General features: G+C 62.4%; 16 protein-coding genes and 10 pseudogenes. 8 read left to right on the top strand and 18 right to left on the bottom strand.

Annotation, left to right across the window (positions count from 1 at the left end):
* The 6 genes from AC3WQZ_RS24330 to AC3WQZ_RS24355 form a co-directional block, all read right to left on the bottom strand.
* The coding region (locus AC3WQZ_RS24330; protein WP_492301407.1) for a TFIIB-type zinc ribbon-containing protein at positions 1-334 on the bottom strand (334 nt) is incomplete at its 3' end.
* A gap of 478 nt (positions 335-812) precedes the next feature.
* On the bottom strand, positions 813-1,334 hold the full coding sequence (locus AC3WQZ_RS24335) for an OmpH/Skp family outer membrane protein (protein ID WP_454749771.1): 522 nt from the start codon (positions 1,332-1,334) through the stop codon (positions 813-815).
* 262 nt (positions 1,335-1,596) lie between these two features.
* A complete protein-coding gene (locus AC3WQZ_RS24340) occupies positions 1,597-2,166 on the bottom strand; it encodes a protein-disulfide reductase DsbD N-terminal domain-containing protein (RefSeq protein WP_454749770.1) in 570 nt (189 codons plus the stop codon).
* Positions 2,159-2,674 (bottom strand): signal peptidase II, encoded by a 516-nt coding sequence (lspA, locus tag AC3WQZ_RS24345; RefSeq protein ID WP_492301410.1) that lies wholly within the window; start codon positions 2,672-2,674, stop codon positions 2,159-2,161. The genes AC3WQZ_RS24340 and lspA overlap by 8 nt, the downstream gene beginning before the upstream one ends.
* Positions 2,664-3,602 (bottom strand): DUF3703 domain-containing protein, encoded by a 939-nt coding sequence (locus AC3WQZ_RS24350; RefSeq protein ID WP_454749768.1) that lies wholly within the window; start codon positions 3,600-3,602, stop codon positions 2,664-2,666. The genes lspA and AC3WQZ_RS24350 overlap by 11 nt, the downstream gene beginning before the upstream one ends.
* Complete coding sequence (locus tag AC3WQZ_RS24355) at positions 3,599-6,556, bottom strand: heavy metal translocating P-type ATPase (protein ID WP_454749767.1); 2,958 nt, start codon at positions 6,554-6,556, stop codon at positions 3,599-3,601. The genes AC3WQZ_RS24350 and AC3WQZ_RS24355 overlap by 4 nt, the downstream gene beginning before the upstream one ends.
* 138 nt (positions 6,557-6,694) lie before the next feature.
* Between AC3WQZ_RS24355 and cadR the strand changes: the two genes are divergently transcribed.
* Positions 6,695-7,147, top strand: a complete 453-nt coding sequence (gene cadR, locus AC3WQZ_RS24360) for a Cd(II)/Pb(II)-responsive transcriptional regulator (protein ID WP_454749766.1) — start codon at positions 6,695-6,697, stop codon at positions 7,145-7,147.
* Here cadR and AC3WQZ_RS24365 read toward each other — a convergent pair.
* Both AC3WQZ_RS24365 and AC3WQZ_RS24370 read right to left on the bottom strand, forming a co-directional pair.
* A pseudogene (locus AC3WQZ_RS24365) lies at positions 7,110-7,281 on the bottom strand (transposase domain-containing protein); the annotation flags it as partial. The gene cadR and the pseudogene AC3WQZ_RS24365 sit on opposite strands and share 38 nt — an antisense overlap.
* A 90-nt stretch (positions 7,282-7,371) precedes the next feature.
* Positions 7,372-7,560, bottom strand: a pseudogene (locus tag AC3WQZ_RS24370) (transposase); the annotation flags it as partial.
* A gap of 437 nt (positions 7,561-7,997) precedes the next feature.
* Here AC3WQZ_RS24370 and AC3WQZ_RS24375 point away from each other — a divergent pair.
* The 5 genes and pseudogenes from AC3WQZ_RS24375 to AC3WQZ_RS24395 all read left to right on the top strand — a co-directional run.
* Positions 7,998-8,237: a hypothetical protein gene (locus AC3WQZ_RS24375; RefSeq protein ID WP_454749765.1), complete on the top strand. Its 240-nt coding sequence runs from the start codon at positions 7,998-8,000 to the stop codon at positions 8,235-8,237.
* A gap of 106 nt (positions 8,238-8,343) precedes the next feature.
* Entirely contained in the window at positions 8,344-8,583 is a 240-nt protein-coding gene (locus tag AC3WQZ_RS24380; RefSeq protein WP_454749764.1) for a hypothetical protein, read from the top strand.
* Between the two features lie 316 nt (positions 8,584-8,899).
* On the top strand, positions 8,900-10,459 hold the full coding sequence (locus tag AC3WQZ_RS24385; RefSeq protein ID WP_454749763.1) for a carbohydrate porin: 1,560 nt from the start codon (positions 8,900-8,902) through the stop codon (positions 10,457-10,459).
* Between the two features lie 313 nt (positions 10,460-10,772).
* Positions 10,773-11,366, top strand: a pseudogene (locus AC3WQZ_RS24390) (cation-transporting P-type ATPase); the annotation flags it as partial.
* A 91-nt stretch (positions 11,367-11,457) separates the two neighbouring features.
* A pseudogene (locus tag AC3WQZ_RS24395) lies at positions 11,458-11,565 on the top strand (phage integrase family protein); the annotation flags it as partial.
* 3 nt (positions 11,566-11,568) lie between these two features.
* Here the strand turns inward: AC3WQZ_RS24395 and AC3WQZ_RS24400 are convergent.
* The 10 genes and pseudogenes from AC3WQZ_RS24400 to AC3WQZ_RS24445 all read right to left on the bottom strand — a co-directional run.
* Positions 11,569-11,694: pseudogene (locus AC3WQZ_RS24400) on the bottom strand (transposase); the annotation flags it as partial.
* A gap of 375 nt (positions 11,695-12,069) precedes the next feature.
* On the bottom strand, positions 12,070-13,122 hold the full coding sequence (locus tag AC3WQZ_RS24405; protein ID WP_492301413.1) for a bifunctional UDP-4-keto-pentose/UDP-xylose synthase: 1,053 nt from the start codon (positions 13,120-13,122) through the stop codon (positions 12,070-12,072).
* Positions 13,123-13,159: 37 nt separating this feature from the next.
* Positions 13,160-13,562: pseudogene (locus AC3WQZ_RS24410) on the bottom strand (formyltransferase family protein); the annotation flags it as partial.
* An 85-nt stretch (positions 13,563-13,647) separates the two neighbouring features.
* Positions 13,648-13,803 (bottom strand): annotated as a pseudogene (locus tag AC3WQZ_RS24415) (DegT/DnrJ/EryC1/StrS aminotransferase family protein); the annotation flags it as partial.
* Positions 13,804-13,815: 12 nt separating this feature from the next.
* A pseudogene (locus AC3WQZ_RS24420) lies at positions 13,816-14,086 on the bottom strand (4-amino-4-deoxy-L-arabinose transferase); the annotation flags it as partial.
* A 42-nt stretch (positions 14,087-14,128) separates the two neighbouring features.
* Positions 14,129-15,865: a glycosyltransferase family 39 protein gene (locus tag AC3WQZ_RS24425; RefSeq protein ID WP_454749091.1), complete on the bottom strand. Its 1,737-nt coding sequence runs from the start codon at positions 15,863-15,865 to the stop codon at positions 14,129-14,131.
* A 561-nt stretch (positions 15,866-16,426) separates the two neighbouring features.
* A pseudogene (locus AC3WQZ_RS24430) lies at positions 16,427-18,975 on the bottom strand (heavy metal translocating P-type ATPase).
* Between the two features lie 616 nt (positions 18,976-19,591).
* The gene (locus AC3WQZ_RS24435) at positions 19,592-20,317 is read right to left on the bottom strand and encodes a ZIP family metal transporter (protein ID WP_454749092.1); all 726 of its coding nucleotides are present in this window, start codon (positions 20,315-20,317) and stop codon (positions 19,592-19,594) included.
* A gap of 16 nt (positions 20,318-20,333) precedes the next feature.
* Entirely contained in the window at positions 20,334-20,621 is a 288-nt protein-coding gene (locus AC3WQZ_RS24440) for a double zinc ribbon domain-containing protein (RefSeq protein ID WP_454749093.1), read from the bottom strand.
* 119 nt (positions 20,622-20,740) lie between these two features.
* Positions 20,741-20,818, bottom strand: a complete 78-nt coding sequence (locus AC3WQZ_RS24445) for a hypothetical protein (protein ID WP_454749105.1) — start codon at positions 20,816-20,818, stop codon at positions 20,741-20,743.
* A 421-nt stretch (positions 20,819-21,239) separates the two neighbouring features.
* Here AC3WQZ_RS24445 and AC3WQZ_RS24450 point away from each other — a divergent pair.
* Both AC3WQZ_RS24450 and AC3WQZ_RS24455 read left to right on the top strand, forming a co-directional pair.
* Positions 21,240-21,393 (top strand): annotated as a pseudogene (locus tag AC3WQZ_RS24450) (flagellar basal body rod protein FlgB); the annotation flags it as partial.
* A gap of 68 nt (positions 21,394-21,461) precedes the next feature.
* A complete protein-coding gene (locus AC3WQZ_RS24455) occupies positions 21,462-21,641 on the top strand; it encodes a hypothetical protein (RefSeq protein ID WP_454749094.1) in 180 nt (59 codons plus the stop codon).
* Positions 21,642-21,688 lie beyond the last annotated feature (47 nt).

Consider the following 21,688-nt stretch of genomic DNA (forward strand, 5'->3'; position numbering starts at 1 on the left):
GAAGTTCATGTCGCTGCGAAGACTTTGCGAGGGTTACGATCCGTCGACGATGGGGACAGTTGTGTATAACCGCATGGCCTCGCCTAGGGGAATTGCTGCTGTGGCCCCAGGAATGTTCGTCATCGCATCCATGCCGTCGCGGCTGCTGAGATGGCGCGGATGCGGATCCATGTTGGGGCGGTGCATAAGCGGGGTCGCGCTGACTGCGCTCGATGATTTTGTCGAGTTCTCCCCGGTCAAGCCAAACTCCCCGGCATTGAGGGCAATAGTCGATTTCGATCCCTTGTCGTTCGGTCATGACAAGGGTGGGTTCTATACAGACTGGGCATTTCATGACGGTTCTCCTTGAGTTAGGCCGAACGTGCTTCGGACCTTGAAACCGCTCGGCACCTTGGAGCGAGCATTACCGGCTCGCCTTGAAATCATTGCTCCGAATCCGGATCGAGCCGGCGCACGATTGCGTCTCGGCTCGAACTGTCAGCCCGCTCCAGCGCTTGGTTACCGCGTAGCGGCGTGCCAGGCGCGCGAGCGCGAGATCCCCTTCGCTACTTCAGCCGACGTTCTCCGTTGCCGTCCTTGCCCGCTGTCGGGCGCCTTGCCCGATAGGCCGCCTGCCGCTGGGCTGCCGTCTGCGCCATCCTGCACTCCTTCGCCATGGTTACCCGGTAACGCTTCTAGTCTGGCGGCAGTCGCTGCGGGGCCGCTTTCATTAAACTCGGCGGCCCCACTGTTTTCGCATAGTCTGAGGGATGCACAAAATCTGGCTTCGTACGAGCCGCGCTGTGGGCACAGTGATCGCTTGGCCGCTTCCCCTACTTGCTGCTAGTGTCCAGCGCCCTCATTACGTCGTTGGTGATGTCGATGCGCGGATTCACATAGACGGCATCCTGTATGACCAGGTCATATCTGCGCTCCTCGGCCAACTGACGGATCACGCGGTTGGTGCGCTCCAGCACCTGGGCCAGTTCCTCGTTGCGGCGCCGCTGCAATTCCTCGCGGAAATCTCGCTGCATACGCTGGAGTTCGCGGTCCAGGTCGGCGACCTCTCGCTGGCGGCGCTGACGGTCGGGGTCGGCGAGCATGGGTGTGTCCTTGTCGAGCTGCTCGACAAGGGTCCTGATCTTCTGGGCCATGTCCTGCAGTTCACGGTCGCGCTTGGAAAACTCCTGTGCGAGCTTGTTCTGGGCCTGCTCGGCGGGCCGCGAGTCGCGCAGGATACGCTCGGGATTGACTGCGGCGATGCGCGGCTGCGCTTGCGCCGGTGCTGCTGCGCACAGCGCGGCGGCCATTGCGGCAGCGGTCAGCGTTCTGCACATTGGGGTCGACGTTTTCATCAATCGGAATCTCTATTGGAGCGCCGTGGCAATCAGAGGTGGACTTCCCACAAGGAGAAGTGTCTTGCTATCGACACAGAGAATCACTACTTGGCTACCGTAGTCTCTGATCGTTTGAACCAGCCGCTTCCACTACCGACCAGTCGCGAAGGTGGTAAGCCGACCGCCTCAGCGGTATGCTGCCAACGCTGTGCCTTCGCGGTCTGCGAGGTGCGCTGCTGCCTTACCCATGGGATGCTTCTGCATCAGGAGCTACAGGTCATCAAGGAGACGCGGTGCGCCCACTAGGTGGTGGCTTAGAATGCCCCGAAATGCGAGAATCAGTGACAGCGCCAGCAGCAGTTACCCCAACAGTCTTAGTTTCCGGCGGATAGCACACGCCCATTGCTTCGTAGCACCCCTGGTACCTTGCGACGACGGTCACGGGCTCGTGCGATGCCCCTTCCAGTTGCAAGGTGAGCACGAACGGCTTGGTATAGACTTCCGACCGCCCAAACGTCTGATCCTGCTTGGTTACCGTCGGCGGATAGTCGACGCGGGCGATGCGCACGCCCGGCGTGCCTTTTAACGCGACAAACAGGCGTTCCTTGTACAGGTAATAGCCCGGACGCACCGAGAAATCGAGTGCGATACGCGATGCATTCACTCGGCGGGCCGTGACCGAGAAAGCTTGGTCCGGCGACACGGGTTCGGCTGTCTTTCCGGTTAATTTTTCCAGCAGGCTGGTAGTCTGTGCCAGTGCAGGCAGCGCGAACAAAACAAGGCTAGCTATACACAGCATTGCATGTCGCGGGAGCATACGAACACGACGGCGAAGATCTAGACTATTCATTCGGCTTTTCCGTTTGACGCAGGGTGACATACACCAGCAACACGGCGCCGCAGACGATACCGACATCCGCCGCGTTAAATGCCGGCCAATGCCAGCCGCCAAGGTGGAAATCAAGGTAATCGACGACATGGCCGCGCATGACGCGGTCGACGGCGTTCCCGAGCGCACCTCCGAGTATCAAGCTATAGGCCAATGCTTGCAAGGCCGGCAGCGGCTTGCGCAGTTCGAGGACCAGCCAAATGGAAACGCCGAGCGCAAACAGTACAAAAAGATACCGTTGCCATCCCCCGGCATTGGCTAAGAAACTGAACCCGGCGCCGGTATTCCAGGTATGCACCAAGTTAAAAAAACCAGTCAGCGGAATTGACTGTCCATACGGCATCAGCGCCGTTACGGCAGCCTTGCTGCTGATATCCGAAAGCAGTACCGCGAGCGCGATTTTCCACCAGCGCTGCGCATGTGGGCGAACCTGACAGGGTGCGCCGGAGTGCATCAGTCTACCCACCATAGTGTTCCTCCAGACTCTCCTTGAGACGGGCGGGTATCGGCATTGGCCGGAATGCACTCACTTGCGCATCCCCAGTGTTACCCAAGGGCAGTCGCCCCATGACATTGCCAATCGGGACCAAAGCAATCCGCAAAAGCTGTCCGCGCATTTCTTCCCCGTCACGGTGCGCGAAGGCCAGGCGCAACATCCAAAGATGGCTGAGTAAATGCGGCCACAACAAACACTGCCCGAGCACGTGCGCATCCTGCAGCAGTGCGAACGCCCGCGCCCGTTGGCCGGCGACATGTGCTCGCCTGGCTTGCGCCAGCACGTGATCAAATGCGCGTCGCATCGGAGCCGGATTGCCCTCCCCTGGCAGGGCCTGTACCAAGCGGTGTGCTGACATCCCCGCCACGGAGCCAAGCAGGGCACCCGCTACCACGTCGGCGGGAAAATGCGCACCCGCCACGACCCGCGACCACCCTACCCATGTCACGAAAATCAGAAGCAACGGACGAAACACGGGGGTCACAAGCATCCAGGACACCACCGCGACCAAAGCGGCATAGGCCGTATGCCCGCTCGGCAGGCTGTAAAGATCGTGCGGGGTGCCGAACACATGCACGTTAGCGCCCAGTACCGTTAGAGGCCGCGGAAAATCGAGCCAGACTTTCAGCAGCGCTACCCCCAACCACGTGAACAAGAAGCCTGCGATCAGGCGTCGGACTTGCAAACGCAACCGGGCCGCGGCGAGCAAATCATTGCGATGCGTGCTGTTGCGTGCCAACAGCACGAGCACGCAGAATAGCGCCGGCATGCCCCAGTAGTCGCCGGCAAGATTGCCGGCATGCGCAAGGCGAATCAGGAACTCGCCGCTGGAGTCATTGATTGCGTGAAACAGCGACACGTTGACGCCGCCCCAATCGTAAAAGAGCTGTTTTAGGGTCATTTCCGCAATAGGCGCAAACCGTTGAACACCACCAACAGACTGGCACCCATGTCGGCGAATACGGCCATCCACATTGTCGCTTGGCCGGTAAACGTCAGCACCAGGAACACCGCCTTGATCGCCAAGGCCAGCACGATATTCTGTGTGAGGATGGCGGCCGTGCCGCGCGACAGCCGCACGAACGCCGGTACCTTGCGCAAGTCGTCGTCCATCAACGCCACGTCGGCGGTTTCGATCGCGGTATCCGTGCCTGCGGCGCCCATTGCAAAGCCGATGTCGGCCTTCGCCAGCGCCGGCGCATCGTTGATGCCGTCGCCGACCATGCCGATAGCCGCGCCTTGCGCGGCAAACGATTCCACTGCCCGCAACTTGTCTTCGGGGAGTTGGTTGCCGCGCGCGTCGTCAATCCCGACTTCGTCCGCGATGGCTTGCGCGGTATGTTCATTATCGCCGGTCAACATTACCGTCTTAACATTCAACGCGTGCAATTCCGCGATCGCCTGCCGGCTGGTGTCGCGCACAGTGTCAGCCACGCCAAAGATTGCAAGAACGCGCTCGCCCGCACCCAGCATGACCACAGTGCGGCCCTGGCGCTCCAGGGTTTCCAACTGGACTGCAAGTTCCGGCGTCACCTGACCGCGCTCGGATGCAAGCCGATGGTTGCCGAGCCAGTAAGGCTGAGCATCGACCGTCCCCTCGACGCCGCGGCCGAGCAGCGCACGGAAGCTATCCACCTCGCGATGCCTTGCCGCCTGTGCATCGCCATACACCGCTATTGCGTGCGAGACCGGGTGGTCGGAACGTCCTGCCAGACTGGTGGCCAGTGCGAGGATCGTCTCGGGATGATCTGCCAGCGGCCGGTAGTCGGTCACGCTCGGTTTGCCCAGCGTGAGCGTGCCGGTTTTATCGAGGGCCAGCCAGGTAAGCTTGCGTCCCTGCTCCAGGTACACGCCGCCCTTGACCAGGATACCCTTGCGCGCGGCCGCGGCGAGGCCGCTGACAATTGTCACCGGCGTCGAAATCACCAGTGCGCACGGGCAGGCGACGACCAGCAGCACTAGCGCTTTGTAGATCCAGTCATACCACGGCTGTCCGAACGCCAGCGGCGGCACCACGGCGACCAGCAGGGCAACCACGAAAACTGCCGGAGTATAAACCTTAGCGAACTGATCGACAAAGCGTTGCGTCGGCGCGCGACTGCCCTGAGCTTCCTCGACCGCGTGGATGATGCGCGCCAGCGTTGTGCTGTCGGAACGTGCAGTGACTTCGAATTCAAAGGAACCCGCTACATTAATGGTGCCGGCGAATACCGGATCGCCGATGCCTTTCTCGATCGGCACGCTTTCGCCGGTAATCGGCGCCTGGTTGATCGTCGACTGCCCGCTGACCAGCTTGCCGTCCAGCGCGATGCGTTCGCCCGGACGGACTCGGATCACCGCCCCGAGGGGAACCGTCTTCGCCTCCATTTCTTCCCAGGAGCCATCAGCCTGGCGCACCGTAGCGGTTTCTGGCGCCATGTCCATCAGCCCGCGAATTGCGTTGCGCGCGCGGTCCAGCGATTTCTGCTCGATGAATTCGGCCAGCGCAAACAGGAACATCACCATTGCCGCTTCCGGCCACTGGCCGATGACCATCGCGCCGGTAACCGCGATCGACATCAGCGCGTTCATGTTGAGATTGCGGTTCCTGAGGGCAATCCAGCCTTTCTTGTATGTATGCAGTCCGCCGGTGAAGATTGCCGTCAGCGCCAGTGCGATCACGATCCAGGTGTTGCCGCCGCTGGCCCAGTGAACCACTTCGGCCGCCGCGGCCGCGATGCCGGAAAACGCCATCGGCAACCAGGAAATGGTTGACATCGGCTTGGCCTGCGCCCCGTCCTGGCCGGCCTCCAGCATATCCGCCGCGTCCGGCTCCAGACCTATCTCCTTCAGCGCCTGCCTCGCCGCCGCCAGCGCCTCAGGCGCATGCGTGAGCGTTAGCGTGCGCTGCACCAGGTTGAACTGCATATCCTCGATACCGGCCATGCCCTGCAGTTTCTTGCGGATCAGCGTTTCCTCTGTCGGGCAATCCATCTTGGAAATGCTCAGCGTGGTACGACTGCCGCCCAGTTCCCGCGCTTTCATGCCGACACCCGACAATGCCGTCAACAGCGGCGCACTCGACGGCAGCGAGTGGGTGACTTTGAGCTTGCGTTGTAGCAGGTTGAAGTCGAGTGACTTGACCCCGTCGATCTTATGCAGGCTGTTGCGGATCAACGCCTCTTCGGTTGGGCAGTCCATGTTCTCGATGTGGAATACTGCTTGCTTGCCGGTTGCAGCTGGCGCTGCAGGTGTCAGAATCGGCATCGCGCTATCGCAGTCACAGGAGGGGGAGGACGATGCCCCGGGCGAGCAAACTTTCTCGGCAGTCGTTTTAGTGCGGCGTGTACCCTCGTCCGCCACAGCGGGATTCGGCTGTGGCGCGAACCCGATCTCATCGAGTGCCGCGTTCGCCGCCCTTAACGCTTCGGGTTCGTGTGTTGTAAGCGTCAGAGTCCGCTTTGCGAGATCGAACTGCAACGCTCCAATACCCGCGATGTCCTGCAGCCGTCTACGGATCAGACCTTCTTCCGTCGGACAGTCCATATTCGGTATATATAAGGTGGTACGCGCATCGCTTTCATGGCCGTCCCATTCCTGCGCCTGCATGCCGATGCCTGACAAGGTCGATAGCAACGGTGCCGTCGACGCAAGCGTATGGGTCACCCGAAGTGTGCGATGCGGCAGATCGAAATCAAGGTCCGTCACGCCTTGTAGCGTCTGCAGACTGGTGCGAATCAGCGCCTCTTCCGAGGGGCAGTCCATGTTGCTGATGCGAAACATCGTTTGAGTAGAGCTCCCTGCGCGGACATTGTTTTCGCCCTCGGCAGGGGCGCTGCATCCGCATGACGTTGGCGCTGATGCGCAGGTGCTCATGATTCCCTCCTGGAGGGGCTCCGATCGAAATAATATTAAAAACCATGCACCCACTTTAGGGTCAAGAGCTTCCATCACAGCTTGACGACAACTCGGAAAACCGTGAAGCTGTTATAAGGTTTTGGATGAGGAGGCGATGTGGACAAGAAGACCCTTAGGATTGGTGAGCTCGCCAAGTTGGCTCACTGCCAAATACCGACGATCCGGTATTACGAACGAGAAGGCCTGCTGCCAGCGCCAGCTCGCACTGAAGCTAACTATCGTATGTATGGCGACGCACATGTCGAGCGTTTGTCCCTAATTCGTCATTGCCGCTTGCTCGACATGACGCTGGAGGATATTCGCACCTTGCTGCAGTTCCGAGATACACCCGACGAAAACTGCGGTGAGGTTATCGCCCTACTTGATGCGCATATCAGCCATGTCGCCGCCCGTATTGCCGGTCTGGAGGTGTTGAATAAGCAACTGAAGGGGCTGCGCAAACTTTGCAATACGGCACAGGTGGCCAAGAACTGCGGCATACTGAACGATCTTGCGGTTGAGGCGTATGCAGTCAATAAACGACGTCACTCACAGCTGCGTCAGGCATAGCCCAAGGTAGCAGCGCGGCATAGTCATCGGCCGTGGTGGCCAGAGGCAACTTTGAACAGCCAGAGCAGGTAGCGATACGGGTCAATGCCGTTGGCTTTGCACGTCTCAACGAGGGAATAAAGGTTGGCACTGGCAGGCCCCTCCGGCATGTCCGGCAAGTCTGCGTTTTGCTCGGGGGCGACCGCTTCTATCGACGCTGCCGTGGTAATCGCGCGCTCGCGCTCCAGCAGATACTGCGCAATCCACTTGGGCAGCAGGTTGGCGTTGAAGCCGTTCTCTTGTGCCTGACGCACGATGGACACGCCAGGGCGCAGGCAAGCCTCGACCAATGCTCGCTTGCTAGCTTTATCGTATCGCCGCCGGCCTCTGCTGTTGCAACTGACGACTTTCAGTTCCGGGGATTTCTCTGTCATCGGTGTCCTCCTGAAGTAGGGGTCATCGTACTTTTTGTGCGAATTCTGGCGATTTGCATCGAAAAGGCTATGTAATTCAAAGGCTTGTGATTCGTGATATATCACAGTTGGTCAGCAACGAGTAACCCTTGCTGCGCGAGGCTTTCCAGCCACCGACCGCCAGGTTCTGCACAAAAAGTACGATGACCCCGAGACGGCGGTGCAACTTGTCCGATCATCGACGTGCTGGCGAAAGATCGACCCGGAAGCACGGGCCCAATGGATTCTGATAATGTAGTTGGTACGCGCCGCATCGGGCGCGACTGCATTGGCTGATCTCCGGTCATGCCGATGCGCAACGGGCAACATTGCATCGCCGACTTTGCCTTGCCCCGAGATCGGGCCCGTATCGACATCGAGCGGCAAGGCCGCGTTCCTACTGTTTGGTGGAGCCTGCCATGAAGGCGTGCCATGCCTTGACGACGATGATGCTGGCCATCGCCGCGACCTCCGTCTATGCAAACGGCACCCCCCCTCGCCCCTTCGGCTGGGACTCCCAAGCCATGGCGTATGCTGGCCCGCCAAGCCAGTCCAACGCCTTTTCCGTCGGTACGCGTGGCGCTGAGCGTGACAAGGCAATGGTGTACGCCCGTGGCGGTATCCAGCACCAGCGCAAACGCAACACAAAGCAGACGTGAGCTGAATGCCGTGGGAGGCCCTTGCGTGCGGCGTTGCGTGCTGGATGACGGTGCGCGGCTCTTGAAGCGACAGGCGACCTGGCTCGCGTGCTCAACAGGAAACGCCATGCACGACAACTTGCCGTGGAATATTGTTGTTGCGGGGCTGGCCGCGTTGACGTTCGCTGCCACGGCTGCCCAGGCAACGCCTGCGGGCTCGACCCCAGCGGCCTCCGCGGCGCAATCCATCAAGCCCGCTTCCCACTACGAGGGGCGCAAGCGCGAGCGGAGAAAGGAACGGGAGATGAAGGAAAAGCAGGAAACACAGGCGGGAGAGGCCTCAAAGCCGGAACGGAAGGCTGACTGAAAAAAGCTCGGCGGTTTCCAAGCAGCACGGTCGCAGAGCGCTGCAAGACCGCCCCCCGAGTATGGGAACAGACCCACGGGAATGGGCTATCGCAGAAAAGCCACGCTCGGCACATCGGGATGGCAAAATTCGTTTGTGAGCCGGCGAATCCTTCTGGTATGCTGCGCCCCGTCATCACTCAGGGTTCTCCTTCTCCTCATGGACTGTTGTTCTAGTCGGCGTCACGCCGATCTCTGAACGGCTAGTCAGTCAAGGCGACATCTCGCCACTGCCTAGCCGTTACCGGCGGGTAGTGGTAACCATGCAGGTTCTCTGCATGGCCACCTCCCGATCTTATTGTTTGCGACCTGTCCCCGAAAGGCAGCCGCGGGCGACGCTCGTCCGCAGCATTGCCTTTTCGCGCGCAGTCGCTTCAGCGCCTACACGTGCCACAGAAGCGCGTGAGGGAGGTCTCATGTCGTTCATTCACTGTTTTCAGCTTGTCTTCTCGACCCTGGTCTTTTTGAAGGGCGCCCATTGGTGGCACCGTACGCTCGCGGTGCTGACCTTGTCGCTGCTTGGCATTGGCCTCGCCCATGCGCAGGAGGCAGGTGAGAGCCAGCCGGCGGCCGGCGTCCCAGCCAGCAATGCGGCGGCGGATCCAACGGAGGATCGATTTGCCTTCCATGGGCAGGCCACCTACATCTGGCAGCGCAAGCCGTCGCTTGGCGCAGCCTATTCGGGTGAGCACAGCCTGGGCACGGACCGGGCCAAGAGTTATTCGTTTACCAGCACGCTCGACCTGGGCCTGCGCCTGTGGCAAGGGGCGGAGTTCCACTTCAATCCCGAAGTCTCGCAGGGTGTGCTGTTCTCTGGCCTGCACGGCCTTGGCGGCCTGCCCAACGGGGAGCTTGCAAAGTCATCGGGTTCCAACCCTACGTTCTACCGGGCCCGGGTCTTTGTCCGCCAGACGTGGGGCCTGGGTGACGGCGACGAGAAGCTCGATGCCGACTTCAACCAGTTCGCGCGAACCGTCGACAAGCAGCGCGTGGTGCTAACCGCCGGCAACTTCAGCGTGCTCGACGTCTTCGACCTGAATCCCTATGGCTCCGACCCGCGCACGCAGTTCATGAACTGGTCGTCGCTCACACATGGCTCGTTCGACTATCCGGCCGATGCGCGCGGCTACAACTGGGGCGTGTCACTCGAATACGTCGGTGACGGCTGGTCGGGACGGATCGGCCGGTTCCTGCAGCCACTGGAATCCAATGGGTTGGAGCTGGACACGCGAATGTTCGAGCACTATGGCGACATGATCGAGTTGGAGAAGCGCTATAACCTGGCCGGCCGTCCCGGGGCCGCGCGCCTGCTACTCTGGCGCAACAAGGCGAAGATGGGCAAGTTCAGCGATGCCATCGCATTCGGGCAGGCCAACAACGTGACGCCCGACGTGGCCGACGAGCATGCCAAGGTAGGCGTGGGCATTACGTTGCTGCAGGAGGTCAACGATTCGCTGGGTGTGTTTTTCCGGGCCAATATGTCGGACGACAAGACGGAAACGTATGCCTTTACCGAAATCGGCAAGCAGGTCGCCGGTGGCGGCACGCTGAAAGGCACGTCCTGGGGTCGTCCGAACGACGAACTCGGCGTGGCGATGGCAGTCAACATGATGCGCTCACCGCACCGCGACTACCTGGCGGCAGGCGGCCTCGGCGCCTTCCTCGGGGATGGCGCACTGCGCTACGGGCCGGAACAGGTGCTCGAGATCTATTACAGCCTGGCGTTGCTGAAGTACTTCAGCGTCAGTCCGAACTTCCAGTACATCCGCAATCCCGGCTACAACCGGGACCGGGGACCGGCAACGTTCTACGGCATCCGGTTCCATGCGGCGTTCTGAGAGTCGCCCCTGCGCACTCCGATCCTTTTGACACGACAGGCCGGCACGCCGGCCCCGCGAAATTCAATCCGCTAGCGCCGCTTGGCCTGAAGCGTTGGACAGCCCATCCTCGGTCGAGGCCAGGATGGGCCGCCACGCCGTGGTATGCGCGCACACGCCGGCGCCAGCGCAAACCGATCCGGGAGATTCGGTCATGAACTTTGACTTCCTGAAAACCCTGTACGGTGCCTTCTTGCGCACGCGCCGGGTCACGCACCATTTCCGCCGCCTGGCGCTGTTTGAGTCGCTGGGCGAGCCGGGGCCGTCGCGTGCCATGCCGGAGCACCTCACTCGCGACCTGCAGCGGGCAGCTAGGGACGACGTCGCCGCGGTGCTGGTGCGCCTGCACTCCCACGAGGACGGCTTGACCGGCGCCGAGGCGGAAGAGCGCCTCAAGCACTTCGGCCCCAACGAGGTCGACCACGAGAAGCCACTGCCGGCCTGGCTGCACCTGTGGCACTCATATCGGAACCCGTTCAATCTGCTGCTGACGGTGCTGGCCGCGATCTCCTATGTGACCGAGGACATCAAGGCGACTATCGTGATTGGCACGATGGTGGTCCTGTCGACACTGATCTGCTTTGTCCAGGAACGCCGCTCGAATCAAGCGGCCGAGGCGCTGAAGGCAATGGTAAGCACCACCGCCACGGTGGTGCGGCGGGATCTGGCTGCCCAGATTGCAGCGGCCAGTGCGCAGTTCTTCAACGTACAGTTGCACTCCAAACCACCGGCCAAGACCGAAGTCCTGCTCCGCGCGCTGGTGCCGGGCGAAATCGTGTCCCTCTCGGCCGGCGACATGATTCCCGCCGACTGCCGCATCCTGGTCGCCAAGGACCTGTTCGTCAGCCAGGCGGCCATGACCTGCGAATCGCTGCCGGTGGAAAAGTTCGCGGAGCGGCGCGGCCATATGGAGCCCGCTGGAACTGAACAATATCGCTTTCATGGGCTTTGTGCTGACGCATCGGCTGGCGGACTTGACGGTACGGATTCCGCGCCGGCGTCGCTGGTGGGCGGCCGTTCCTGGCCTGGGCCCGGCAAACGCGCGGCGGATCGAAGCCTTCTTTGCCGGGCAACTGCTGCTTCCACTCTGTGATCTGCCGGGCCAGCTCCGCCAGCGTCTTGTCGCCCTTGAGCGCAGCCATGGCCACCTTGGCCTTGAAGGTTGCCGAGTGGGTCTGTCTGCTTCGTTTCGTCATCTTCTGGGTCCTTTATGCCTGCCACTATGGCCGGCTCAGGCCCCAGCTTTTCCACTTAGCCGACTGTCCGAATTTCCGCCGCCACCTCTTGCTGCGTACTCTCTTGCTCGACAAAATGAACCTGAAAGTGCGCTTGGCCAGGTCGATGGCTACTGTGGTCGGTTCCATGTGGATCCTCCTTGGCAGGCTGCGACGACAGAATCAAAACTGTGGCACATGGGAGCTCGGTCTGGCGGAGACTGGGCTGGCCACGGTCTGCGATTCGCCGAGGCGGGAGGCGACCATTCGATCTACACTTCACGACAGCAGCTTCGGCACGCCTTCGCGCGTGCCGCGCAGCGTGTTGACAGGGCGTGTGCCATCAGTGCCGCGTACTCAATTGGCAGAGTCGACCAGCCTGCGGGCCTCGACCACCTTGCCGCGGTACGCCTCATAAATGCGGCGCAGCGCCTGCTCCATGGTGATCTCGGGCTTCCAGCCCAGCTCTTCGATGGTGTTGTCGATCTTCGGCACGCGGTGCTGCACGTCCTGGTACCCCTTGCCGTAGAAGTCGCCCGAGGAGGTCTCGATGATCCGCGTCTTGCGCGCCTCGTCGGCGTATTCCGGATAGTCCGCCGCCATCTTCAGCATCATCTCGGCCAGCTCGCGCACCGAGTGGATATTGCCCGGGTTGCCGATGTTGTAGATATTGCCGCTGGCCACGCCGCCCGGATTCTCGATGATGCGCATCAGCGCGCTGACGCCGTCGAAGATATCGGCAAAGGCGCGCTTCTGCGCACCGCCGTCGACCAGCTTGATCGGCTCGCCGCGCACGATATGGCCGAGGAACTGCGTCACCACGCGCGAGGACCCTTCCTTCGACTCGAAGATCGAGTCCAGCCCCGCGCCGATCCAGTTGAACGGGCGGAACAGGGTGTAGTTCAGGCCCTGCTCCATGCCGTAGGCGTGGATCACGCGGTCCATCAGCTGCTTGGAGCAGGCGTAGATCCAACGCGGCTTGTTGATCGGGCCGTAGACCAGCGGCGAAGCCTCGGGATCGAACTCGTCGTCGCTGCACATGCCGTAGACCTCGGAGGTCGACGGGAACACCAGGTGCTTGCCGTACTTGACCGCGGCGCGCACGATCGGCAGGTTGGCCTCGAAGTCCAACTCGAACACGCGCAGCGGCTGGCGCACGTAGGTGGCCGGGGTGGCGATGGCCACCAGCGGCAGCACCACGTCGCACTTCCGGATGTTGTACTCGATCCACTCCTTGTTGATGGTGATGTCGCCCTCGAAGAAGTGCATGCGGGGGTGTTCGACGAGGTCGCCGAGGCGGTCCGACGACATGTCCATGCCATAGACCTCCCACGGCGTGGTTTCCAGGATGCGGCGCGTCAGGTGGTGGCCGATGAAGCCGTTGACGCCAAGAATCAGGACCTTTTTCATCGATTTCCCTTGTTGGATGGTTCGGTAAATGAGTTGGGCTAAGGCGTCGGGGATGCTTCGGCGTCTGCCAGGCGAGCATTGCGGGCAGCACGCGCCACAGGGTCTGGTCCGCGGCCACCGTGATCTTCTCGAAGACTTCGCCCACGGTATTGTCGGGCAGGATCGGCACCGCGGTCTGGTCGACGATATTACCGGCGTCGGGCCTGACTTCCATCGCGTGCAGCGTGGCGCCGATCTCGGTCTCGCCGTTCAGCAGAGCCCCCGTTGACCGGCACGCGGCCATGGCGCGGTAGCCGAACGAGAAGATGACAGCCGGGCACGCCTCGAACGGCCTGTGCGATCGCAGGGTCGGCCGGATCCTCGCCGTAGACAAACGGGATGCCCGGTTCGGCGGCCGTGTCGGCCACGCGCCAGAACCAGATGTTCTCGTCGGGGCGGTCGACGCTGACAGACGGTCGACCAGGGCTTGCAGCCCGTCTTCTTCGTTGTAGACCGGAATGACGGCCGAAAAAACTTCGACCGGGCTCATTGGGAGAGACGTTTGCATGTTTCGCTGAGGGTTGCGCAGACCCGCTCCATGTCGGTGGCTTGCATCGCCGGGCACAGCGGCAGCTTGACGATGCCGCGCCCGATGTGTTCGGCGTGCGACAGCATGCCTTCGCGCCAGCCAAGCGAGCTGTAGCCGAACAGTCACCATGCGGCCAAGGCATTGACCACGTAGCCCAGTGACAGCATCGGATAGGCGATCGACACGTCCACTTGCGACAGCCCCACGATCCACACGCCCACGCTGACGACATACAGCGTCAGTCCGGCCAGCACCGGCCAGCACCGGCCATTGGGTCAGCACGCGCAGCGCCGTGACCAGCCCGCCGACGGCGTTGACGCCGGCCTTGAGCAACAGTTGCGCGGCCGCGTTGAGCAGCACGCCGGAAAAAATGAAAGCGAAAGTCGAAAGCGTCATGGCGCTGCGTATTGCGGGTTTTGGCCGGCGGATCCTGGCAGGTTACTGTCCCTGGGCTTGCGCCTGCGGGCCCTGGCCCGGCAGCGCGAAATTGGCCACCGCCACGCGCCGGCGGTCGCCGGCGATCTTGTGCATCGGCATGCCGCGGGCGGCCAGCGCGTTGTATGTCTCGGGCAACATGATCGCCACCGCGCGCTGCCCGTCCTGCCAACGGGCGATAAAGCCGTCCATGGTCGGGATCCACTTCTGCGGCTCCTGGCCGACGCCGAATTCCAGCTCGTCCGGATGCGCGACCAGGATGGTGGTGCGGCGCAGGTAGAACGGCAGCGTGTGGTCCAGCAGCCCCACGCTGTACAGCGGCATGTCCGGCGTCAGCACGGCGTTGATCGCGGGCACCAGGTCCACGCCCGAATTCGGCCGGCCCATCGCTTCATGGCCACGCAGCGCCACCGTACAGCAAATGAACATCGTCAGCGCATAGGCGACCCCGCTGGGGAACACGCCGCGCGTGCGCAGCAGGCGGCGCGCCAGCAGCGCGCCGGCCAGCATCACGGCAAAGGCAATGCCGATCCACAGCGCAAATTCGCGATAGACCACATTGGGCGTGCTCGGCTTGTCCAGCATGGCGACGAACGGGCACGCCAGCAGGCCCACTATGCCGAACGCGATCATGGCATTGACCTGCCAGCGCCAGGCGCGTTCCGTCACGGTGTCGAGCGCCACGCCGGCCAGCAGCGCCAGCGCGGGGAAGATCGGCACGATATAGCCGGGCAGCTTGGAGCCCGACAGGCTGAAGAAGACAAAGATCGCCACGGCCCACAGCGCCGCCAGCAATGCCGGCTGGAACGGCCGCGTCGAAGTGCCGCGCGCGACGCCCGCGCGCTCGCGCACCGCCTGCAGCATCTGCGGTGCCAGGCCCAGCCATGGCAGGAAGCCCATCAGCAGCAGCGGCACGAAGAACCAGATCGCGCCTTGGCGCTGGTGCACGTTGGAGGTATAGCGCTGCCAGTGCTCGTGGATAAAGAAAAAGCGCAGGAATTCAGGATTGCGCTCGGACACCAGCCAGAACCAGGGCACCGTCACCAGCAGCATCACCGCGATGCCGGCCAGCGGATGCAGGCGGCGCCACAGCCCGAAGTCGCGTGTCACCAGCGTGTAGACCACCAGCACCAGGCCAGGCAGCGCCAGCCCGGCCAGCCCCTTGACCAGCACCGCCACACCCATGGCGGCCCAGCAGGCCAGCATCCAGTTGCGGCGCGTGGTGGGCGTGGCCTCGGGATGCTGCGCCAGCAGCATGAAGGCCAGCACGCATGCCATGGCGCCCGAAAGCGTCATGTCCAGCGAATTGAAGTGGCCGGCGATATTCCACATCGGGGCCGATACCAGCACCAGCGCGGTCAGCAGCGCCGCGCGCGTGCCGAACCAGCGCGCTGCGGCCAGCATCGACACACCCAGGCCGAGCATGCCCGACAGCGCCACGCACAGGCGCGCCTGCCAGTCGCCGACGCCGAACAGCGTGTAGGCCAGCGTCGTCACCCACAGGTGGAAGGGCGGCTTCTCGAAGTACTTGAGTTCGTGGTAGCGGATCGTCACCCAGTCGCCGGTGACGAACATCTCGCGGGCAATCTCGGCATAGCGGCCTTCATCGGAGCGCAGCAGGTGGCGCATGTCGAGGGTACCGAACCAGACCAGGAGGATCAGCAGGCTGACCAGGACGACGGCACTGGTGGTGGCACCAACGGACAGCGCGGCAATTCGCGAGGTTGATGAACTACGCATAGAACTCCTGGAAGAGCGCGACGGATGGATGGTCTTGCGAGGGCGCGCGGTCACTGGACGCCATCACAACGCACCCCGCCCTAGGGAAAATCTGGGGTTGCATTACCGCCGATTCGGGCGAAAGCCGGCCGAGTTGGAAGCGCCGGAAGCATCACAGTCACTGCGGGCGCGCACGCGGCGCGCAATGCTAGCACGGCTCCCTGACGCAGCGTGTCGCAATTGGCGTGGATGCGCGGCAGACTACCCGGCTCCCAAGCCATGCCGCGCTAACTGCCCTTGCCGTCCATCGACGGCTGGGATGCTGCCCAGGTGAATTCTGTGGCATTGAACTGGCTTCCCTAGCCTGTGAAGATGATCTCCGGTGTGTGGGTGTTTCGCAAAGGCCGCCACGAGGGCATCGATAGCATGACAGCTCTCCAGCGTGATCGCGAGCCGGTTGGCCAGCACCTTGCGGCTGGCCCAGTCCACCACCGCCATCAGATACACGAAGCCCCCGCGCCATTGGAAGGTAGCTCGTCCGCCCCGCGTCGCTGCCACGGGAGCTTGGGCGTTTTCGAGCCGTCAAGCGGCAGGCGCAGCCTCAAGCGTTGCCTGGCCCGCCGCAGGAAAGGCCGCCCGATAGGCCAACAACCGCAGCGCATTGGCTACAACGACCACGGTCGATCCCTCATGAAACAGCACAGCGGTGCCGATGTTCAGACCTAGAATCGTTGCCGGAATCAGCATCGCTACGACTCCCAGACTGACGAACAGGTTCTGCCGGATGATGCGGCTGGTGCTGCGCGACAAGCTGACCGCGAACGGCAGTTGGCCAAGGTCGTCGGCCATCAGCGCGATATCGGCGGTTTCCAAGGCGACATCCGACCCGGCGGCACCCATCGCGATACCCACCGTCGCATTGGCCATCGCCGGCGCGTCGTTCACGCCGTCACCCACCATCGCCACCTTGCCGTGCGCCAGACGCAAAGCCTTAATTGCCTCTACCTTCTGCTCGGGCATCAGGTCCCCCTTCGCTTCAGTCAACCCCACGGCGGTGGCGACAGCCTCGGCCACCCGCTGGTTGTCGCCTGAAATCATGATCAGCCGCTCGATGCCGAGCCCGCTCAGGTCCGACATCACCTGACGCACCCCCGCGCGGGGCGTGTCCATGACCGCCAGCACGCCGAGGAAGCGCCGGTCCTTGCGCACGACCATTGTCGTCCTGCCCGATGCCACGAGCTGCTCGTTCGAGGCCGCTACATCGGCCGGCATGGCCGCATCGGCGAGTTCCGAGAACAGCACCGGCTTGCCGATGTGCACGAGATCGCCGTCGACCTGTGCCTGTACACCACGGCCGGTGATGCTCTTTACGCCGCTCACCGCCGGCAGAATAACCAGATCACCCAGGCGCTCGCGAGCCCCCGCAACAATGGCTGCAGCCAACGGGTGGTCGCTATGGCTCTCGACCGCCAGCGACACGGCGAGCAGCTCCTCCTCGGCCACGCCCTGCGCAGGCACGACGCTGGTCAGCCGGGGCTTGCCTTCGGTCAGTGTGCCCGTCTTATCGAACGCGATCGAACTCAGCGTACCCAAGTTCTCCAGCGGCCCGCCACCCTTGACGAGCACGCCGCTGCGCCCAGCACGAGCCACGCCGCTGAGCACCGCGCTAGGCACCGAGATCGCCAGAGCGCAGGGACTGGCCGCCACTAGCACCGCCATCGCGCGGTAGAAGCTCGTGGCGAATGGCTCATCGATCACCACCCAGGCAAACAGCAGAACCCCCACCAGTGCCAGCACCAGTGGCACGAAGACGCGTTCGAATCGCTCGGTGAACTGCTGTGTCGGCGAGCGCTGCGCCTGGCCTCGGTGACCATCTTGACGACGCGCGCCATCGTTGACTGCTCGGCAAGGCGAGCCACCATGACCTCCATCGCCCCGGAACCGTTGATTGTGCCGGCGAAGACGCGGTGCTCGGCGCCGACGCGGTCGAACGCCGTGAGGGCGGACTTCGCATCGGACAATGGACGCTTGTCCACCGGTACGCTCTCGCCGGTGACTGGCGCCTGGTTGACGCTGGACGTGCCGAGGACGACGACGCCGTCGGCCGGCAGCCGCTCGTTCGGGCGCACAATCACCACGTCGCCCATCTGCAGCTGGCCCACGCCGACCTCTTCCGTTGACTTGCCGCGCCGCACGGTGGCCGTCTCGGGCGCGAGCTTGGCAAGCGCCTCGATTGCCTTGCGCGCTCGGCCCATCGCGTAGTGTTCCAGCGCGTGTCCAAGGCTGAACAGGAACAGCAAAAGCGCACCCTCTGCCCACTGGCCCAGTGCCGCCGCGCCAAGGGCTGCGACCAACATCAGCGTGTCGATCTCGAAGCGGCGAGCGAGAAGGTTCTGGACCGCCTCGCGGCCTGTGAAGAAACCGCCGAAGCCGTAGGCCGCTATGTAACAGGCCGTCGGCAGCCACGAAGCTCGGGCGGCCGACTGCTCGATTAGCCAGCCGGCGCCCAGCAGCACACCCGCCAGCGTAGCGAAGACAAGCTCGGTGTTCTCGCCGAACAGGCCGCCGTGGGCATGATCATGGCCGGCGTTCTCTTCCTTGCCGAGCTCGTGGCCGTGGTCCCCACGGTCGCTGGCGGGATGGTCGCCATGCGCATCGCTCGACACGACTCCAGCCGTCGGCGAAGAACGCCACATTCCCAACGCGGCCACCTGCTGCAGCAGGGCCTGCTCGCTGACGCGCTGACGGTCGTACTCGATGCGCACCACCCCAGACGCGGCCGCGTCGGCTTCGAGCACGCCCGGTACCGCGCGCAGCCGGTCAGCGACTCGACGTGCGGCACGCGCATGCACTGGCTCGTCGCCGACGATGATGAGGTGCGAATAGCGGGCGCTGAGGTCCGCCCCGGTGGCTTCGACCAGTTCGCGCACCCGGCTCAATGAGATGGCATCAGGGTCGTAGTGGATGCACAACTGGGGTGTGCCGTCGGGGCCCACACGCACGTGGACGTCGGCGATGCCGGGTCGGCCAGCTAGGGCATCGGTGAGTCGGCCGACGCAGCGATCCTCGGAATCGTCGACGTCGGGCAGCACTAGCGGCACGTCAAGGCGGAGCTTGGGGGCTTCGGGCATGGAAGGACTTTCGTTGTTGTCGTCGGTGGTATCGGCGTGAGACTTACGGTTGCACAGCCGCACGCAGCGGCACAATGGCGCCCTCCAACCCGGCACAATGGCGCCCTCTAACCGATATGCGGCGCTGTGTTTAGGGAGCTGCACATTACGGGAAAAAGCGCACGCTAAGCATGTTTCGTTGGTTGAGCACGGCCACGAGCCAGCGGGCGGGGTAGCCGCGGTCGAGCAAGAGCAAGTCGTCGGATTGCAGGCGGTCCAGATGCTCGAACAGGATCTGGCGTTCGGATTGGGTAGAGCAGGCCCGCCAGCAACCACGGGTTGACGGTATTCAGCAGCAACTTTGCCAATGGCGTACCCGCGCCGAACAACAGTGCGGCCCCGAGCGTCGCCGCGACACCTGGATGCCGCAATCCTTTGCGCCAATTCATGGGTTCATCGCTCAATCAAGGAGACAAGTCCGGACGGCAATACAGCAGATCGAGAGCGCGTAGCTTTCACGAAGAATTCGATCCTCTACTAATTGCCCAATTGGTTGTGTCTACGATGAACGGCGAATACAAAGAGTTCAACATGGCATCATCATGCCCCCGCCGCAGCTGACAGGGTCGTACCGTTATCATGCCATCAGTTCCAAAAGGTACAGGGAGACAAATCCTGCAAAGAAAGCAGCGGTGATGAACGGAGTTTCTTGGACTTCGTGCGCCTCGGTCAGTAGCTCTTCCACCACCAAGTACATTAGGGCTGCGGCGCCAAATGACAGCACGATTTCCAGCGCGACTCCTGAAAGCCCGCCCAGCAGCGCGATGCCCAACAAGGCTCCCGCAACGACCACGCTGCTCAGGCTTGCGACGCTGAGCAAGTTGCGTCCTCGCCCCCAGTTGGCCTGAGCAAGGCTCGTGGCCACGGAGAGACCTAGGAACAGCAGCTCAAGCGTCAGCGCGATTACAAGCAAGGTTCCAACTCGGGCACCTGCGGCGAATCCCACGCCAATCAGCAAGCCATCGATAAAGATATCGATGGCCACGGCAGCCAGCAGGCCGACCTTGCCGCCCGATGTTGCCTCATCGCGTGCCTCAATACGCTCGGCAACTAATTTGACGCACAGCATCAACCCAACACCGAGGATAAAGCCGATCACGACTCCGAGCGGTTGGTGCTCCCTGGTCATCTCGGGCAACAACTCGCCGGCCACAGCCGCCAGCACAACACCGGCGGCGAAGTGCTGAATCACGCTCCGTACGGTTTCGCTGGGCGTTCGCCATACAGCGATTGCGCCGCCCAAAACGGTGGCGACCGCCGGAATGAGGGTCAGCGCAAGGACTTGCTCACGGGGGCTAGCCATGCGAGCGGCCCTGTGTTTAGGCTACAGCCTTGCCACATTGCCCGCAAAATTTGGCCCCGGCCTGTAACGTCGTGCCGCACTGCGCACAAGCAGACGGCGCCAGCGAAGTGCCGCACTGCTGACAAAACCGGGCCCCGACTGCGTTGACGGCCCGACAGCTAGGACACGCAATCGCGCCGCCTGGGGGCGGTGGAACATTGCCATAGCCGCCCGGAGTAGCGCCATAGCCTCCGCCGTGATGCCCGCCACCACCGTGGTGGCCCCCACCATGATGGCCACCAAATATCCGGTCAAGGATTCCCATGGCTGTTTCTCTGTTGGTTACGAGTTTTAAGCATTGCCGGTGCGTTGATATCCGCTAGTCTTTCCGGAGTCGAAACAGGCTGAGTACAAGAAGAGTATAGCTGGTCGCGACAGCAGCAGTTATCGCGTGCCCAAGTCCACAGCAACGCCGATTGCGGCTGCCATCCAAATGCTCGCGGCCGTAGTAAGTCCGCTCACGCGCGTCGCATCTTCCCTTTTTGGAATTGCGCCTGCGCGAGCATGTGGGTACGCCCACCGGCCGCTCTGCCGGCGGCTTCACGCTCGTAGCCGATCACCCCCCAAGAGCCATGGATACCGTCATCCGAGTGATTGCGCGAATCCCCCTCTGTCACGTTTGCAAGGTCAATTGAGGGGCGAGTATAAAAACGCGCAGATTGCTGTCACATTGCGAAGCTATTACAAGGCCCCAGTTTTGGCATTGCTACTACAGCGCTCCGCGCTATTCGATCAATCAGGTGAGCAAACGCTTGGGCCCGCAAAGCAGACGGCGATCAGATTGCAAATCTGTAATGTGAAGCTGCCTGGAAGTGCCGCCTGTTTGTGGAGATGCCGGCATTGCGGTCCGAATTCGCTGCGCGCTTCAGACCGAGTGGACGAGATGACCGATAGCGGATACGTCGCCAAATATGCGCGAAGCGAAGAGAACATTCACGAGCAGGCGCTTCGGCTCCGAACTCGGAGATTCGAATTGCTTGGCTCGAATATTGCCAACGCAGACACGCCAAACTACAAAGCCAGGGATATCGACTTTGGCGCGGAGGTGGAGCGGGCGATGGGCAACACCCACCAGTTCCCTTGAGTAACCACGTCGACACGACACATGGAAGCCACCAAGCCCGCTGTTACCGAAGACTTGCTCTTTCGTCAAGCATGGACAGTCGAGATGGATGTTGAACGTGTGGCTTTCGCGGAGAACGCTATGCGCATGCAGTTTTCCACCCAGAAGACCGCGGAGGAGCACAAAGGCATGCTTAAGATGTATCGGGACATGCGGCCCTAGGAGGCTGCGCGGCAGAAGCCAAATCGGCGAAAGATCGAGGACAATAC

The sequence above is a fragment of the Cupriavidus sp. FW305-26 genome (assembly GCF_058787975.1).

Coding starts and splice junctions, on each gene's coding strand:
- AC3WQZ_RS24455 (WP_454749094.1), top strand. CDS start 21,462: ATGGAAGCCACCAAGCCCGCTGTTACCGAAGACTTGCTCTTTCGTCAA.
- lspA (WP_492301410.1), bottom strand. CDS start 2,674: ATGGTGGGTAGACTGATGCACTCCGGCGCACCCTGTCAGGTTCGCCCA.
- AC3WQZ_RS24350 (WP_454749768.1), bottom strand. CDS start 3,602: ATGACCCTAAAACAGCTCTTTTACGATTGGGGCGGCGTCAACGTGTCG.
- AC3WQZ_RS24375 (WP_454749765.1), top strand. CDS start 7,998: ATGAAGGCGTGCCATGCCTTGACGACGATGATGCTGGCCATCGCCGCG.
- AC3WQZ_RS24380 (WP_454749764.1), top strand. CDS start 8,344: ATGCACGACAACTTGCCGTGGAATATTGTTGTTGCGGGGCTGGCCGCG.
- AC3WQZ_RS24435 (WP_454749092.1), bottom strand. CDS start 20,317: ATGGCTAGCCCCCGTGAGCAAGTCCTTGCGCTGACCCTCATTCCGGCG.
- AC3WQZ_RS24405 (WP_492301413.1), bottom strand. CDS start 13,122: ATGAAAAAGGTCCTGATTCTTGGCGTCAACGGCTTCATCGGCCACCAC.
- AC3WQZ_RS24425 (WP_454749091.1), bottom strand. CDS start 15,865: ATGCGTAGTTCATCAACCTCGCGAATTGCCGCGCTGTCCGTTGGTGCC.
- AC3WQZ_RS24440 (WP_454749093.1), bottom strand. CDS start 20,621: ATGGGAATCCTTGACCGGATATTTGGTGGCCATCATGGTGGGGGCCAC.
- AC3WQZ_RS24340 (WP_454749770.1), bottom strand. CDS start 2,166: ATGAATAGTCTAGATCTTCGCCGTCGTGTTCGTATGCTCCCGCGACAT.
- AC3WQZ_RS24385 (WP_454749763.1), top strand. CDS start 8,900: ATGGCCACCTCCCGATCTTATTGTTTGCGACCTGTCCCCGAAAGGCAG.
- AC3WQZ_RS24335 (WP_454749771.1), bottom strand. CDS start 1,334: ATGAAAACGTCGACCCCAATGTGCAGAACGCTGACCGCTGCCGCAATG.
- AC3WQZ_RS24355 (WP_454749767.1), bottom strand. CDS start 6,556: ATGAGCACCTGCGCATCAGCGCCAACGTCATGCGGATGCAGCGCCCCT.